The 14,778-nt window shown below is 43.3% G+C and carries 14 protein-coding genes; all 14 read right to left on the reverse strand.

From position 1 onward, the window contains the following. Positions 1–10 precede the first annotated feature (10 nt). The gene (tdh, locus tag JMN17_RS05495) at positions 11–1,054 is read right to left on the reverse strand and encodes an L-threonine 3-dehydrogenase (protein ID WP_087991660.1); all 1,044 of its coding nucleotides are present in this window, start codon (positions 1,052–1,054) and stop codon (positions 11–13) included. A gap of 265 nt (positions 1,055–1,319) precedes the next feature. Continuing rightward, positions 1,320–1,580 carry a stage V sporulation protein SpoVS gene (spoVS, locus tag JMN17_RS05500; RefSeq protein ID WP_003154135.1) on the reverse strand — a complete coding sequence of 87 codons (261 nt, stop codon included), beginning with the start codon at positions 1,578–1,580 and terminating at the stop codon, positions 1,320–1,322. A gap of 199 nt (positions 1,581–1,779) precedes the next feature. Continuing rightward, positions 1,780–2,574 (reverse strand): 2',3'-cyclic-nucleotide 2'-phosphodiesterase, encoded by a 795-nt coding sequence (ymdB, locus tag JMN17_RS05505; protein WP_148961786.1) that lies wholly within the window; start codon positions 2,572–2,574, stop codon positions 1,780–1,782. A gap of 72 nt (positions 2,575–2,646) precedes the next feature. Then, a complete protein-coding gene (rny, locus tag JMN17_RS05510) occupies positions 2,647–4,209 on the reverse strand; it encodes a ribonuclease Y (RefSeq protein ID WP_003221010.1) in 1,563 nt (520 codons plus the stop codon). Positions 4,210–4,485: 276 nt separating this feature from the next. Beyond that, complete coding sequence (locus JMN17_RS05515) at positions 4,486–5,661, reverse strand: serine hydrolase domain-containing protein (RefSeq protein WP_202327668.1); 1,176 nt, start codon at positions 5,659–5,661, stop codon at positions 4,486–4,488. 168 nt (positions 5,662–5,829) lie between these two features. Further along, entirely contained in the window at positions 5,830–6,873 is a 1,044-nt protein-coding gene (recA, locus tag JMN17_RS05520; protein WP_087991658.1) for a recombinase RecA, read from the reverse strand. A 172-nt stretch (positions 6,874–7,045) separates the two neighbouring features. After that, entirely contained in the window at positions 7,046–8,296 is a 1,251-nt protein-coding gene (locus tag JMN17_RS05525) for a competence/damage-inducible protein A (protein ID WP_087991657.1), read from the reverse strand. An 18-nt stretch (positions 8,297–8,314) separates the two neighbouring features. After that, positions 8,315–8,896 (reverse strand): CDP-diacylglycerol--glycerol-3-phosphate 3-phosphatidyltransferase, encoded by a 582-nt coding sequence (gene pgsA, locus JMN17_RS05530; protein WP_087991656.1) that lies wholly within the window; start codon positions 8,894–8,896, stop codon positions 8,315–8,317. 49 nt (positions 8,897–8,945) lie between these two features. Next, on the reverse strand, positions 8,946–9,860 hold the full coding sequence (gene rodZ, locus JMN17_RS05535; RefSeq protein ID WP_087991655.1) for a cell shape determination protein RodZ: 915 nt from the start codon (positions 9,858–9,860) through the stop codon (positions 8,946–8,948). An 18-nt stretch (positions 9,861–9,878) separates the two neighbouring features. Further along, the gene (locus tag JMN17_RS05540; protein WP_087991654.1) at positions 9,879–10,670 is read right to left on the reverse strand and encodes a DUF3388 domain-containing protein; all 792 of its coding nucleotides are present in this window, start codon (positions 10,668–10,670) and stop codon (positions 9,879–9,881) included. Between the two features lie 129 nt (positions 10,671–10,799). Further along, positions 10,800–11,057 (reverse strand): DUF3243 domain-containing protein, encoded by a 258-nt coding sequence (locus JMN17_RS05545; protein ID WP_087991653.1) that lies wholly within the window; start codon positions 11,055–11,057, stop codon positions 10,800–10,802. 80 nt (positions 11,058–11,137) lie between these two features. After that, complete coding sequence (ymfI, locus tag JMN17_RS05550) at positions 11,138–11,866, reverse strand: elongation factor P 5-aminopentanone reductase (protein ID WP_087991652.1); 729 nt, start codon at positions 11,864–11,866, stop codon at positions 11,138–11,140. 51 nt (positions 11,867–11,917) lie between these two features. Beyond that, complete coding sequence (yfmH, locus tag JMN17_RS05555) at positions 11,918–13,204, reverse strand: EF-P 5-aminopentanol modification-associated protein YfmH (RefSeq protein WP_202327669.1); 1,287 nt, start codon at positions 13,202–13,204, stop codon at positions 11,918–11,920. Beyond that, positions 13,201–14,481: an EF-P 5-aminopentanol modification-associated protein YfmF gene (yfmF, locus tag JMN17_RS05560; protein WP_202327670.1), complete on the reverse strand. Its 1,281-nt coding sequence runs from the start codon at positions 14,479–14,481 to the stop codon at positions 13,201–13,203. Before yfmF ends, yfmH begins: the two co-directional genes overlap by 4 nt. Positions 14,482–14,778: the final 297 nt, after the last annotated feature.

Consider the following 14,778-nt stretch of genomic DNA (forward strand, 5'->3'; position numbering starts at 1 on the left):
TATCCCCCTTTTATGGAATTAAAATCACTTTTCCGCACTGGCCGCTTCTCATCAGTTCGAATCCTTTCTCAAACTCCTCTAACGGAAACTGATGGGTAATAACAGGTGAAAGATCGAGTACATTTGATTTGAGCAATTGAGACACCTGCCGCCAAGTCGAAAACATTTTTCTTCCGGTGATTCCTTGGATTGTTAGTCCTTTAAATACCACTTTATTCGTCAAATCAATTGTCACTGGGTGTTCCGGCAAGCTGAGAATATGAAATCTTCCCCCATTTGCGGCCATCGCCAGACCCTGCGCTATAGCTGCGGGATGGCCGGACATCTCACAAACGAGATCCGCTCCTTCCCCACTTGTTAAAGCGCTTACAATTTTGAGCGGGTCTTCTTTTTCAATAGAAACAGTACATGCAGCTCCCATTTGTTTGGCAAGCGTCAACCGATACTCATTTTTATCAATCGCTATTACTTGAGAAGCACCTGCTGCTTTTGCAACCGCAACAGCCATAAGGCCAATCGGTCCACATCCAATGACTGCAGTTGTTCCTCCTGCTGGCTGGCTCTCAAGCACTGTATGAACCGCATTTCCTAAAGGCTCTTGAATGGAAGCAATCGCCGGATCCATATCGGCGGGGTTTTTCCAAACGTTATCAGCAGGAACTTTTACATATTCCGCAAAACAGCCTGCCGTGTCCACCCCGATAATAGCAGTATTGGTACAAACATGAGATTTTCCGGTTACGCAAGGGACACATTCTCCGCAGACAATGTGCGTTTCCGCAGACACATACTCCCCCACTTTTATACTGCCGGCATTCTCTCCTACAGCTTCAACAATACCGCTGAACTCATGGCCGAAAACATAGGGTGTTTTGATTCTCTGACGTGCCCATTGATCCCAATTATAAATGTGCACATCCGTGCCGCATATTGAAGCAGCTTTCACTTTTATGAGGACTTCATGTTTATCGATCTCAGGAATGGGAACTTCAGTCAGCACAGCACCGAACATCCCGTCCTTTTTCATTAGAGCTTTCATCTTTCCACTCTGCATGTACAATCCTCCTTGAAAAATTCTTGTTACATTTGGATTGTACCATGATATGGAATAAGCGTAAACAGCACTGTCTTCTTGAGAAAGACAAAAGTATCCGTCTTGAAAAATGGGCGGATTTTTTTTCTGAAACGTTCTAGGTCATTGCTGACTTTTGTATATCACTCATTTATATGACGAAAATACTATTGGAAGAAAACATCACAATAAATGAAAAACAACCTGTTTGCATCATGCAAACAGGTTGAGAATGCTTTATTTGTTTTTAGCGAGGCTCCACGATTAATTTAATTGCCGTTCTTTCTTCCCCGTCGATCTGAATATCGGTAAAAGCCGGAATACAAATCAAATCAACGCCGCTAGGCGCCACAAATCCCCTGGCAATCGCCACAGCTTTTACAGCCTGGTTTAATGCACCCGCTCCAATCGCTTGAATCTCGGCGGCTCCTCGCTCTCTTAACACACCCGCAAGCGCACCTGCCACTGAATTTGGACTCGATTTTGCTGAAACTTTTAAGATTTCCATTTCTGCTCCCCCTTAGTTTTACAATGGATAAGTGAGTGTTCATTAGAACAATCATTATTAGATGTTGCTATCCAAAAAGCCATCCCCACAATGCTTTTCAAAAATAGCGGGCTACCTTCCATTTTTACTATATTCACTAAGGAGTTGCTATATTCCTGCTTTTCTTTTTAATATTTTTATAAAATAACCATATGTTCAATTATTCAAAGAACATGTGATCATCATTGATCAAGATCCGGTCAATTTTGACAGCTTTTTTCGTTTGGTCGTCGATGTCAATGACAACTCCGCTCAGCGTTGTTTTTCCTTCAGCGACAGTAAAACGGACTGGAAGGTTCGTTTTGAATCGCTTAATAATCGTCTCTCTGTCCATCCCCAGTATACCGTCATATGGGCCAGTCATTCCTACATCAGTAATATATGCCGTACCCTTTGGAAAAATGCGGTTATCCGCTGTTTGCACATGTGTATGAGTTCCGACGACAGCTGATGCCCGGCCGTCTGTATACCAGCCAAGTGCGAGCTTTTCACTTGTCGCTTCGGCATGGAAGTCGATAAAAATGTACGGTGTTCTTTTCGCAGCTTCGGCAATCAACTCATCCGCTTTTAAAAACGGATCATCAAGCGGCGGTAAAAACGTGCGTCCTTGTAAATTAATGACGGCAAGCTCTTTGCCGTTTGCTTTCACATATGTGATCCCTTTTCCCGGTGTTCCTTCTGGAAAGTTTGCAGGGCGAACCAAATTCGGAACGTCATCTATAAAATCGAAAATTTCTTTTTTATCCCATGTGTGGTTCCCCATAGTGATTGCATCGGCGCCAGCCTGGATTAAGCTGTGATAATTTTTTTCCGTCAGGCCTTTGCCATGTGCGGCATTTTCACCATTAATAATAGTAAAGTGAGGCTTATATTTTGATTTTAGCTTTGGTACATATTCTTTGACCATGTCACGGCCCGGTGAACCGACAACATCTCCGATAAATAAAATTCTCATTTTGTAAAAATCCTTCCTATTCTTCAAATTCTTTGGCCGTCAAAAAAATAAAGTGATGCTTAGCGCATCACTTTATTTTGCATACTCAACGGCTCGGGTTTCTCTGATTACTGTCACTTTAATATGACCTGGATAATCGAGCTCGTCCTCAATTCGCTTACGGATATCTCGCGCCAGTCGATGAGCTTCAAGATCATTAATTGAATCCGGCTTCACCATAATACGCACTTCGCGTCCAGCCTGAATGGCAAATGATTTTTCAACACCTTCGTAGGACTCAGAAATTTCTTCGAGCTTTTCAAGTCTTCGAATATAATTCTCGAGCGTCTCACTTCTTGCGCCAGGTCTTGCAGCGGAAAGCGCATCTGCTGCCGCTACCAGCACAGCGATAATGGAAGTCGGCTCTTCATCCCCGTGGTGTGATGCAATACTGTTAATCACGACTGGGTGCTCTTTATATTTAGTCGCAAGCTCAACTCCGATTTCAACGTGGCTTCCTTCTACTTCATGATCAATTGCTTTTCCGATGTCGTGAAGTAGGCCTGCACGTTTAGCAAGCTTTGCGTCTTCTCCAAGCTCCGATGCCATTAGGCCGGCCAAGAATGCGACTTCCATGGAATGCTTAAGCACATTTTGACCATAGCTTGTACGGAACTTTAAGCGGCCGAGAATCTTGATGAGATCTGGGTGGAGGCCATGAACGCCAACCTCAAATGTCGTTTGCTCACCCATCTCACGAATATAGTCATCGACCTCGCGGCGAGATTTTTCTACCATTTCTTCAATCCGTGCCGGATGAATACGGCCATCCTGAACGAGTTTATCAAGAGCAATCCTTGCTGTCTCACGTCTGATCGGATCAAATCCGGAAAGAATGACAGCTTCAGGTGTATCATCAATAATCAGGTCAATTCCTGTCAGCGTTTCAAGCGTACGAATGTTACGCCCTTCCCGTCCGATGATACGTCCTTTCATCTCATCATTTGGAAGATTAACAACTGATACCGTTGTTTCAGCAACGTGGTCCGCTGCGCAGCGCTGTAAGGCGAGTGAAAGAATGTTTTTCGCTTTCTTATCCGCCTCTTCTTTCGCGCGGTTTTCAGTTTCTTTTGTCATGATGGCGATGTCATGTGAAAGCTCGTTTTCAACCCGTTCAAGGATGATTTGTTTTGCCTCATCACGAGTCAGACTCGAAATTCGTTCCAACTCTGACTGCTGCATACGAATCATCTCATCCACTTTGCTTTCCATCTCTTCAATATGTTGTTGTCGTTCATTCAGAGAATGATCTTTCTTCTCCAACATCGCTTCCCGTTTATCAATTCCCTCATGTTTGCGATCAAGGTTTTCCTCCTTTTGGAGTAAACGGTTTTCTTGTTTTTGAAGCTCATTTCGTCTTTCACGAACTTCCTGTTCAGCATCTATTCGAAGTTTGTGGATTTCATCCTTTGCTTCAAGCAGAGCTTCTTTTTTCAGTGCTTCAGCATCACGCTTTGCATCTTCAAGAATTTGCTCGGCTGCACCGCGTGCGCCCGCAATTTTCGCTTCGGCAATGGTTTTACGAACAAAGTAGCCAACAACTAAACCGAGTAGAATCAGCAAAATGGAGATGAGAACCATCATAATTGGGGTCATACTTTCACCTCCTCTTGCTATGAACTTGGTTGTTGCTTAAATAAGTGTCGGCATGTACATTGTCTAGTTTTCTCAACATACAGAACCTTCACAGGGAATGAGTATTTTCATCGCCCTTGTCAAGTTTAAATGGTTTAACAATCATGTTAAAAAAACAAATGTTACAACTTCATTGTAAATGTGTCGGAAATACTTGTCAAGCTTGCCATCTTAACGTTTGCAGACCAGTTGCCTTTTTGGTGCTGCGTGCAATCCTTCCCAAAAAAAGATCATGAATCACTCTTGATTCAGAAGCTGGTATATTTTATTGTTCACTTGGCCTAGTTTAGCGTTATTTTGAATGTTCGACAACAAAATAACAATGGTTTGCCCAGATTTGCTAAAACTGTTCAAGATGTTGAAGCCCGGCATGACACCATGGTTTGAATAGCTCCCGGGAGCAATATAAAATCCCATACCGTATGTGGAGCTGCTCCCCGGTGTAAACATCTTTTCATAGCTTTTTTGCGAATACAGTTTGCCGTCTATTAGCGCTTGGTCAAATTTGTACATATCTCCAGCGCTCATATAGATATCACCGGCTCCATACAGCTGGGATAAATCGGGCATATACGGTGTAATTGATCTGCTGGCCTTCAGCTTATAACCGACAGCCGGATAAGGTTCTTTATGATATGTTTTGTAAAAGCCCGCATGCGTCATCCCCGCCGATTTAAAAATATGATTCGTTATGTATTGTTCATAGGACTCACCGCTTGCTTCAGCAACAATATAAGCGAGAACAGAATAGTTGGAATCCTGATAGTCCCATACGCCCGGCTGACGTTTGATTCCCTGACGTTCTATGTCTTTTATTAAATCGTCCGGAGTGATTGCCCCGTTACCCTCAATATGTCCGTTTATTCCAGATGTATGTGTGAGCAGATTCTTCAAAGTAATCGTTTGTCCGTTAGGGAATTGAGGTAAATACGTGCTTACCGGATCACTTGTCTGAAGTTTTCCCTTTTCCTCAAGCTGCAAAATAGCGGTTGCAATCAGCGCTTTTTGTGACGAACCGACATAAAAAGATGTCAAAGGATTATTGTGAATGTGATGTTTACGGTCTGCATAACCAAAACCTTTATGAGTTACGATTTCTCCATTTCTGACAATCATGGCTGTTCCGCTGAAACCGATCTCATTTAAATAATTGCTGATTTTTTGATTACGGTCCACTGTTTTGATTTGTTCCTCTGTTTTTTTGGCGGTTTTCTCTTTAGCCTCTTTTTTCTGACCGGTATCTGAAACTGCTGCAGTTTCTTGAGATGGCTCGTTCTCTTCACTATCTCGATGAAGCGCATTCCAAATCGAAAAGCAAATCATCGCCGCTAAAAAACCAAGCAAAAGTTTGCCTCTTTTATTTAGTTTTTTCCGTCTGCGTTTCGCAGTTCTTCTGCTGGTTGGGCTTGTCATTTATTTTTTCCTCCCAAAATAAATAAATCCATTTTGCACACGTTTTGTTAGACGAATGAGGCACTGAAAAAGTTGTCAAAAAAAGCAATATTTTTATCATTTTTTGCAAAAATAAAAAGGCTGAGTTTTTCACCCAGCCTTTAGTATCATTTCAAACTGATTTTATTTTTATTCTTTAAATTCTAATTCTTCTTGTGCCTCTTCAGCTTGCTGCACTGCTCCGTGATTATCCAAGCCGTAATGTTCGCGAATTTGCTCCTGGATCATTAGCATGATATCTTTATTTTCTTTCAAGAATTGTTTTGCATTTTCACGGCCTTGTCCAAGACGCTCTTCTTCATAAGAGTACCATGAACCGCTTTTTTGCACGATATCAAGTTCAGTTCCAAGATCAATGATTTCGCCTTCTTTTGAAATGCCTTCTCCGTACATAATATCAACTTCGGCTGTACGGAACGGCGGTGCCACCTTGTTTTTCACGACTTTGATTTTCGTTTTGTTCCCCATTACGTCGTTGCCTTGTTTCAGCTGTTCAGCACGGCGCACTTCTAGACGTACGGAAGAGTAGAATTTCAGCGCACGGCCGCCAGGAGTTGTTTCCGGGTTCCCGAACATAACACCGACTTTTTCACGAATTTGGTTAATGAAAATCGCGATTGTCTTCGATTTGTTAATGGCTCCTGAAAGCTTACGAAGCGCTTGAGACATTAAGCGTGCTTGTAAACCAACATGCGAATCTCCCATGTCGCCTTCAATTTCCGCTTTCGGAACGAGAGCCGCCACAGAGTCGACAACAACAATGTCAACTGCACCGCTTCGAACCAACGCTTCCGCAATTTCAAGCGCCTGCTCGCCTGTGTCAGGCTGAGACAGTAAAAGCTCTTCGATGTTGACACCGAGCTTTTGCGCGTATACCGGGTCTAACGCATGCTCTGCATCGATAAACGCGGCTTGTCCGCCCTGCTGCTGAACCTCAGCAATCGCATGAAGCGCCACAGTTGTTTTACCCGAGCTTTCAGGACCGTATACTTCAATAATCCGTCCGCGCGGATATCCGCCAATTCCTAGTGCCGTATCAAGAGTGAGGGAGCCGCTTGGGACAGTAGAAATTCTTGTATCTGTCTTTTCTCCCAGTTTCATAATGGAACCTTTGCCGAACTGTTTTTCTATTTGTTTAAGAGCCATATCTAAGGCTGCCTGACGATCACTCATTCTATTTTTTCCTCCTTTATGTTACCACTACATATACTATACCCTGTTTGAAGGGATTTGCCAAGAAAAAAGCGAACGCATATTCGGATTTTTTCTTGGCGTGATTTCTATCAAAATACCATAATGGATCAGAGAAATCATGTTTTCTTAGGAGGATAATGTGCTGAAAATATTATTTTTGTTCTAAAAGCTTCAAGATTAAATGGCAGCCGTATTTGGCGCCGCGTTTTCTGATTCCCGTTCTGGAACCCGCAAAGTGAAACTCGTGAACCTCTTCTTTTCCATTTGCTGAAATGCCGATAAACACATGTCCAGGCTCATGCCCTGCTTGCGTATCAGGACCTGCTACACCGGTAAAGCTGATGCCGATATCGCTGCCAGTGAGCTTTTGAACACCCTTTGCCAGCTCTGATGCGCACTCCTTGCTGACCGCCCCAAAACGGTCTAAAGTATCCTTCTTGACGCCAAGCACATGCTGCTTCACGTCGTTTGAATAGCAAACAACGCCGCCGGTAAATAGTGTTGAAGCACCGCTAAGATCCGTCAGCCATTCAGAAAACAGCCCGCCGGTAAAGCTTTCTGCGGCGGCAATCGTAATGCCTTTTTCCTTACATGCTTTAGAAAGCTCTTTTACAAGGGAAGTATCATCGTAGCCATAGAAAAATTCCCCGACACGTTCTAAGATAACAGCCTCTGTTTCTTTTAACAGACGCCCCGTTTCCTTTTCGTCAGCATGTTTGGCTGTCAGACGCAGCGTTACCTCTCCGTCAGCCGCCAAAGGAGCGATTGTCGGGTTCGTTTGCGCATCAATAATATCTTCCAAGTCGGCTTCAAGCTGAGATTCGCCGATACCGAAAAAGCGAAGAACGGTTGACACAATTTTTTCATTTGAGCCCATCTTTTTCAGCAGAAGAGGCTTTGCCTCGTTTTCAAACATGGGACGCAATTCGCTTGGCGGCCCAGGAAGAAGCATATAAAAGCGCGAATCGTGCTCTGTGAGCATTCCCGGCGCCATTCCGAAGTGATTCGCCAGTACGTCAGATCCTTCGATCACAAGCGCCTGTTTTCGGTTATTAGGTGACATCGTTCGTTTTGTCCGTTTGAAATAATCCTCAATGGATTGGAACGCTTCATCATTTAATACGAGCGGACGGCCCAGCACATTTGCAATCGTTTCTTTCGTCAGATCATCTTTTGTCGGTCCGAGACCTCCTGAAAAAACAATGAAGTCAGATCGTTCTTCAGCAGTACGGATGACCTGCTTCAGCCGCTCCGGATTATCTCCGACTGCTGTATGATAAAATACGTTCACTCCGATTTCAGCGAGCTGTTTGCTGATAAATTGAGCATTTGTATTGGCGATTTGGCCAAGCAGCAGCTCAGAACCGACTGCAATAATTTCTGCTTTTTTTGGAAATTCCATGACGTAAGTCCTTCTTTCTTAATTAGATGTTTTCAGCGCTTCCCAATTTTTGGAGAAGTATTCCCAACCTGAAACGACAGTAAAGAAGACGGCTACCCACAGCGCCAAGTCAGCAAACGGGAATGACACAAGTTCAAACGGAAGATTATGAAGAAGCAATGCGGAAACCGCAATGATTTGTGCCCAGGTTTTAATTTTACCAAGCATATTAGCTGCTACGACTTCTCCAGTTCCGGCTAAGACAAGCCTTAAACCTGTCACGGCAAACTCCCGGCTGATAATCACAATGACCATCCAAGCTGGAGCAAGATCAAATTGAACAAGGATAATTAACGCTGCGGATACAAGCAGTTTGTCCGCAAGCGGATCAAGAAATTTCCCGAAGTTTGTCACGAGATTCAGCTTTCGGGCATAATACCCGTCCACCCAGTCTGTTGTGGCTGCAACAATAAATAGAATAGCGCCCGCCAAGTGTGCGACTGGGATCGATTCGTCTCCAAATTCGAGCCTGCCCCAGTCAAACGGCGCCAGCATGATCACCATGAAGATTGGGATTAATGCGATTCTAGCTAGTGTGATTTTATTTGGTAAGTTAAACATAAAGCCCCTCCAATTTCATACTCGGACGTGAAGAAAAGTCACCTGGTAATTAAGATGACTTTTCTTCCTTTTTATTTACAATCTTTATGGTTTGTGCCATCACATCTTTCGGATCAAGTTCATAGGAAAGAACCTTACCGTTAATTTTTATTTTCAGATTAGGTGCATATCCGGTGCGGATTTCAACTTGTTTCTGATCGGTTATGTCTTTTTTATAGGTTTCGTCTTTTTTCAGCGTTCCCTCTTTTAAAGAGCTGCTGTTTTCATCGCGCACTCGAATCCAAGAGCTGTCTGATGCCTTCAATTCAAGCTCGATTTTATCAGCGCCGGACACTTCATAAGTTGTTAACGATCCTTCAGTGCCAGTTGCTTTAATCTCCAGTTTATCACTGTCACTTTCTTCTTTTTTATCTTCATTTTCTTTTGTTTCTTTTTTAGTGTCAGCCTCTTTTTCAGAGCTGTTATTTTGATTCTCTTTTAGCGTTGAATCTTTAGGGATTTCGTACTTGCTTTCACTTTGCGTAATTGTCTTTTCCGAAGCTGAATGATTATCATCGCTGCTTTTATGATTCGTAAATTGTATAATCGCGTACACAATCGCAATCACAACAATTACACCTAGAATCACAAGTATCGTTGGCAGCAGTTCCAGCGCCTTAGATGCCGACTTTGGCATCTCCTTTTGAAGCTTCATGCCCGAGATCTTTTCAGACACATCGTCATGATACGTATTCGGGATATCTTTTTTATGCTCCTCAAACAGCTGATCGGCATCAAGCCCGACGGCCTCGGCATATTGCTTGATGAATGCCCGAACATAAAACTTCCCCGGAATAATGTCATAGTTTCCTTCCTCCAAGGCGGTTAAATACCTTTTTTGAATCTTTGTTGCCGCTTGGAGATCATCCAATGACATTGCTTTTTCCTCTCTGGCCTCTTTCAGCCGGATTCCTAGTTCAGTCACAACAAACACCTTCCAATTTTAGAAATCAAAGCTTGAAAACCCGGATTGATCAAACAGTTGGGGTTCCTCAGCATGTTCATATGTAATAACCTCATCGGGGCCATTTCTCAGTTCAATAATATAATCAAAGTCATCTAGTGTATACTCTGTGTTTTGAACGAATATGTCAGGATGCTCCACCACTTTTGTTGCAGGCAGCCTCATGATTTCTCTGACCAGCTGGAGATGGCGTTCTGACCCTCTTCGTGTTGATACAATTCCATCAACGATAAAAACATTTTCAGTGCTGTATTCATCGGCAATCAGCTGGCTTCTTATTGTCTGCTTCAGCAAGGTTGATGACACAAACAGCCACCTTTTGCTTGCGCACACGCTGGAGGCCACGATTGATTCCGTTTTTCCGACACGCGGCATACCTCGGATTCCGATTAATTTATGGCCTTCTTTTTTGAACAGTTCGGCCATAAAATCGACTAATAAGCCTAGCTCGTCTCGTTCAAAGCGGAACGTTTTCTTGTCATCGGCATCCCTTTGAATGTAACGGCCGTGACGTACGGCAAGACGGTCGCGAAGCCTCGGTTCTCTCAGCTTCGTTACTTTAATTGTTTCCATCGTTTTTAAGATTGATTCTAATCGTTTAATTTGATCTATATGGCGGCACCTGAGGAGCATTCCCCTTCTGGAAAGATCGACGCCGTTTATCGTTACGATGTTAATAGAAAGCATCCCAAGAAGAGATGAAATATCCCCGAGCAGTCCGGGGCGGTTCACTTGAATTTCATATTCAAAATACCATTCGAGCTTTGCCAAATGATATACCCCCTTCATTGTGGCAAAATTTTACCTTCCTTTATCATAAAGCATTTTTCTCTAATTAGAAAGAAGAATGTTGCTGTGATGAGGAAAACATAAAAAAGAGAGGAAAAATCTCCTCTCTTCCTAGTGAGTGCTGTTATTTTCAACAAGCTTAACCATCATATTGGCAATAGCGTGCTGTTCATCTTTTGATGCTACGCTCCAAAGATCTGCCAGCACTTTTTCCTGCTCGTTTTTAGATTCCACTTCATTAGCCAAGTAACCGCCGATTTCTGTCGCAAGTTCTGTAATGGTATCCTGGCTCATGCCTTTATCTTGCGCATAGTTCAAACGGTCGCCAAGAAAGTTTTTCCAGTTATCCCAGTTTTCTAATACTGACATGCTCGTTTCCTCCATTTCATGTGAAGTTACAAGATTATTGTGTCCTTCGCAAAAGAAACTATACACCGAATATTTTCGGATCAGCAGTGCCAGCCGCCATTCACCGACAGAATTTGGCCGGTGATATATGACGCTTTTTCAGACAGGAGAAAAACTGTTGCATCCGCAATTTCTTGCGGCCGGGCCAGCCGCCCGATCGGGATCTCATCAGCGATCTCTTCTTTTTCAGACGGGGTAAATTGATTCATCATATTTGTATCAACCGCGCCCGGCGCTACAGCGTTTACTCTGATTCCGCTTGGCGCCAGCTCCTTAGCCAGTCCTTTTACAAACGAGTGTTGAGCTCCCTTTGCCATACTGTACAGCACTTCACAAGATGCTCCAGTCTCTCCCCAAATAGAACTGACAGCCACAATCGCTCCTGTTCTATTCCGGATCATGCCTGAAAGAAGGTTTCTCGTCAACATATACGGACTTGCCACATGGAGCTGAACCATTTCCTGGACCGTTGCATTATCTACATCCGTAATCAACCCAAAATGGCTTCTGCCGCTATTTAAAATAATGGCATCAACCGGCTGAACAATTGATCTTGTCAGCTTATCTGCTCCTTCTGGTACGGACAGATCGGCTTGCAAAATCTCAGCATGAATGCCAAACGCCTCTCTTAGTTTTTCAGCAAGCTCCGATGCTGCGTTTTGATTTGTATTGTAATGCAGCAGCAGATTGTATCCCTCTGCCGCAAGCGTTTCGCTTATGCTTTTACCGATGCCGCCGCTTGCTCCGGTGATCAATGCTGTTTTTTTCATCCTCTTTCCTTCTTTCCGCAGAAAAACACCCCTCACAGGAGGGATGTTTTGTTATGATTTGGGAACAACCTTACAGACAGTCAATCTGTCTGCAGAAATTTCCTCTTGTATGACTTGCCGGACATCTTCGAGGGTAATTTGCTCGAGAACCGATACGACGTCAAACAGGCTCATATCCAAGAAAGCATAACGGGTAAATTGATTGGCGATGTATTCAGGTGAATTCAGCGCTTTTAGAAATGTACCGATCTTTTTCTTTCTGGCAAGTTCAATCTTTTCAGCAGTAATCAATTCACCGGCGCGCAGAAGCATGCTTGAAATGTCTTCAGCCAATTGATCAGGTTCCGGCGTATCACCGCCGATCGCGGCAAAACCGAACCCATATTCAGCAGTAAAATCAAAGCTGAACGTTTCGTCAATATACCCTTTTTCATAAAGTGATTCGTACTGGGCAGAGCTTTTGCCGAAAAGAGATTCAAGCAATAAGTTCATTGAAAGTTCATGCTTTAACAGCTCTTTACCTAATTTAAACGGGTTCTTTGATTTTAGCCCGACAAGGCATTTCGGTCCCTGCACGTTCATTTTGATTTCTTTTTCTTTCCGGAACACCGCTTCTTGCTCCTGTACTTCCTCCCGTTTGATTTCCGGCTGATCAGTATACGGCTTTCTCTCCTGATTTTGTCTCACCTGAGAAATGAGCGCTTCAGGATCTACAGGGCCGACAATGAAGAGGAGCATATTACTCGGGTGATAGAACGTTTCATAGCATTCATAAAGAAGGTCTTTGGTAATATGCGAAATGCTTTCCACTGTTCCGGCTATGTCAATTCTGACAGGATGCTCTTTGTACATGTTTTCAATGACCCCGAAGTAAAGCCTCCAATCAGGGTTGTCGTCATACATGTTAATCTCCTGCCCGATAATCCCTTTTTCCTTTTCAACCGTTTTTTCAGTAAAATACGGATCCTGCACAAAATCAATCAGCGTCTCTAAATTGCGTTCAACATTCGATGTGCTTGAGAAAAGATAAGCCGTTCTTGTAAATGACGTAAACGCATTAGCAGAAGCGCCCTGTTTGCTGAAATCTTGAAAAACGTCTCCATCCGCTTTTTCAAACAGCTTGTGCTCAAGAAAATGAGCGATGCCGTCCGGCACGTGAACCATTTCATTTTTACCTAAAGGGACGAATCGGTTATCTATAGAACCATACTTTGTAGTGAAAACCGCATACGTCTTGTTGAAGCCTTTTTTCGGCAAAACGTAAACGTCAAGGCCGTTTGGCATTTTTTCATGGTACAGCGTCTCCTGAAGCTGTTCATATTTGATTGGTTTGATCAAGATGCACCCTCCGTCCCTTTTAAGAAATAAGTCGTATCAAGCTGAATCTTTTCGCCGGCTTTCATGATATCCTCTTTTGTGACCTGATCAATATTGGCGAGAAAGTCTTCTATTGGAACATCGACTTGGGCAGCAGCCTGCTGATATAAAAATTCAGATAGACCGTACGCAGTATCAATGGTTTCCAGCACTTGATTTCGAATGACAGCCTTTGTCTGAGCGATATCCTGCTCACTGTATTCGCCGTTTTTCATTGCCTGAAATTGCTCAGTAATAATAGAAACAGCCTGTTCATAATTTTTCACTTCAATGCCCGACATCACCATTAACAAGCCTTTAAAACTTTCTATACGCGAAGCGGCGTAGTATGCAAGACTGGCTTTTTCCCGAACATTGATGAAAAGCTTGGAGTGAGAGAATCCGCCAAACAGCCCGTTAAACACTTGCAAGGCAGGATAATCCTGATCCGTATAAGTGATACTGGTGCGGTAGCCAATATTCAACTTCCCTTGTTTGACATCTTCATCATCAATTACTTCTTTAGGCTGTGCGTTTTGTTCAGAGTGATTGTTTTTAATCATGCCAAGGGTGCGCTCTTCTGTTTGAAAATACTTGTCAATTGACGCTTGCACTTGGTTACTGTCCACATCGCCAACGACATAAAGATCAAGCTGGTCTTTTTGGATAGCGCTTTGGTATGTTTCATATAATTGATCAGCTGTAATGGCATCGACATCTTCCATTTCCCCATTGACATGGAGCGCGTAAGGCTCATTTTTGCACATTACCTGTATCAGCCTTAAATTCGAGTAGCGCATTTTATCATCATAGACCGCTTGAATTCTCTGCTTGAGCGTACGTTTTTCCTGAGCCACATATTGTGATTGAAAAGCGCCCTCCTCCAGAGCAGGTGAAAAGACGATTTCTGCGAGAAGCTGCAGTCCTTTTTCAAGAAGCGGCGTTTGATTTTTTAAATATTTTTCATTCGGGATTTCAAGCCTGAACGTAATGACGTGCCGCTCTCCTTTTTTCGAAAGATCAGCTGAAACGGACGTGCCGTACAGTTCATCTAAATAAGAACGTAATTCTGCGGTTTTCGGATGGCTTTTTGTTCCGCGAAGGAGCACATGCGGGAGCAGCGCCCTTTTGGTGACTTGCTCCTTTGTCAGCGGCGCAAGCATTTTAAAAATAAGCGAGACGGTTTTGAATTTTTCTGTTTCTACAATGTGCGCGGTTAAACCGCCATGCTTTGTTTTGATTTCATTTACATATGACATATGGAACCTCCTTCGTTCATTTCTTATTAGTATGTATTATGACCCATTTTCAGCATACGCAGAATCACTCTTTCATGTAATTATAGCAACTGTAGGATTTATAAGGAAATAATAACCTCCGCCAGACAAGACGGGGGCTGTATCGATTCATCCTTTTTGATTTGAAAGGCCGCCGCCGAATAGCCGCACCATGACAGGCACAAACAGCGGCAGAACGATAAATGCGCTCAAAGAGAAGCCCTGTCAGAACGACAGCGGGGCTCTTCCGATTATAAATTACAGCATAATGATCCGAGA

The organism is Bacillus sp. RHFS10 (assembly GCF_016757475.1).
GTDB lineage: Bacteria > Bacillota > Bacilli > Bacillales > Bacillaceae > Bacillus > Bacillus subtilis_G.

Bases quoted from the DNA above. Each gene is read 5' to 3' on its own strand.
- recA (WP_087991658.1), bottom strand. From the start codon at position 6,873: ATGAGTGATCGTCAGGCAGCCTTAGATATGGCTCTTAAACAAATAGAA.
- JMN17_RS05525 (WP_087991657.1), bottom strand. From the start codon at position 8,296: ATGGAATTTCCAAAAAAAGCAGAAATTATTGCAGTCGGTTCTGAGCTG.
- rny (WP_003221010.1), bottom strand. From the start codon at position 4,209: ATGACCCCAATTATGATGGTTCTCATCTCCATTTTGCTGATTCTACTC.
- ymfI (WP_087991652.1), bottom strand. From the start codon at position 11,866: ATGAAAAAAACAGCATTGATCACCGGAGCAAGCGGCGGCATCGGTAAA.
- JMN17_RS05545 (WP_087991653.1), bottom strand. From the start codon at position 11,057: ATGTCAGTATTAGAAAACTGGGATAACTGGAAAAACTTTCTTGGCGAC.
- tdh (WP_087991660.1), bottom strand. From the start codon at position 1,054: ATGCAGAGTGGAAAGATGAAAGCTCTAATGAAAAAGGACGGGATGTTC.
- JMN17_RS05515 (WP_202327668.1), bottom strand. From the start codon at position 5,661: ATGACAAGCCCAACCAGCAGAAGAACTGCGAAACGCAGACGGAAAAAA.
- ymdB (WP_148961786.1), bottom strand. From the start codon at position 2,574: ATGAGAATTTTATTTATCGGAGATGTTGTCGGTTCACCGGGCCGTGAC.
- yfmF (WP_202327670.1), bottom strand. From the start codon at position 14,481: ATGTCATATGTAAATGAAATCAAAACAAAGCATGGCGGTTTAACCGCG.
- pgsA (WP_087991656.1), bottom strand. From the start codon at position 8,896: ATGTTTAACTTACCAAATAAAATCACACTAGCTAGAATCGCATTAATC.
- spoVS (WP_003154135.1), bottom strand. From the start codon at position 1,580: ATGGAAATCTTAAAAGTTTCAGCAAAATCGAGTCCAAATTCAGTGGCA.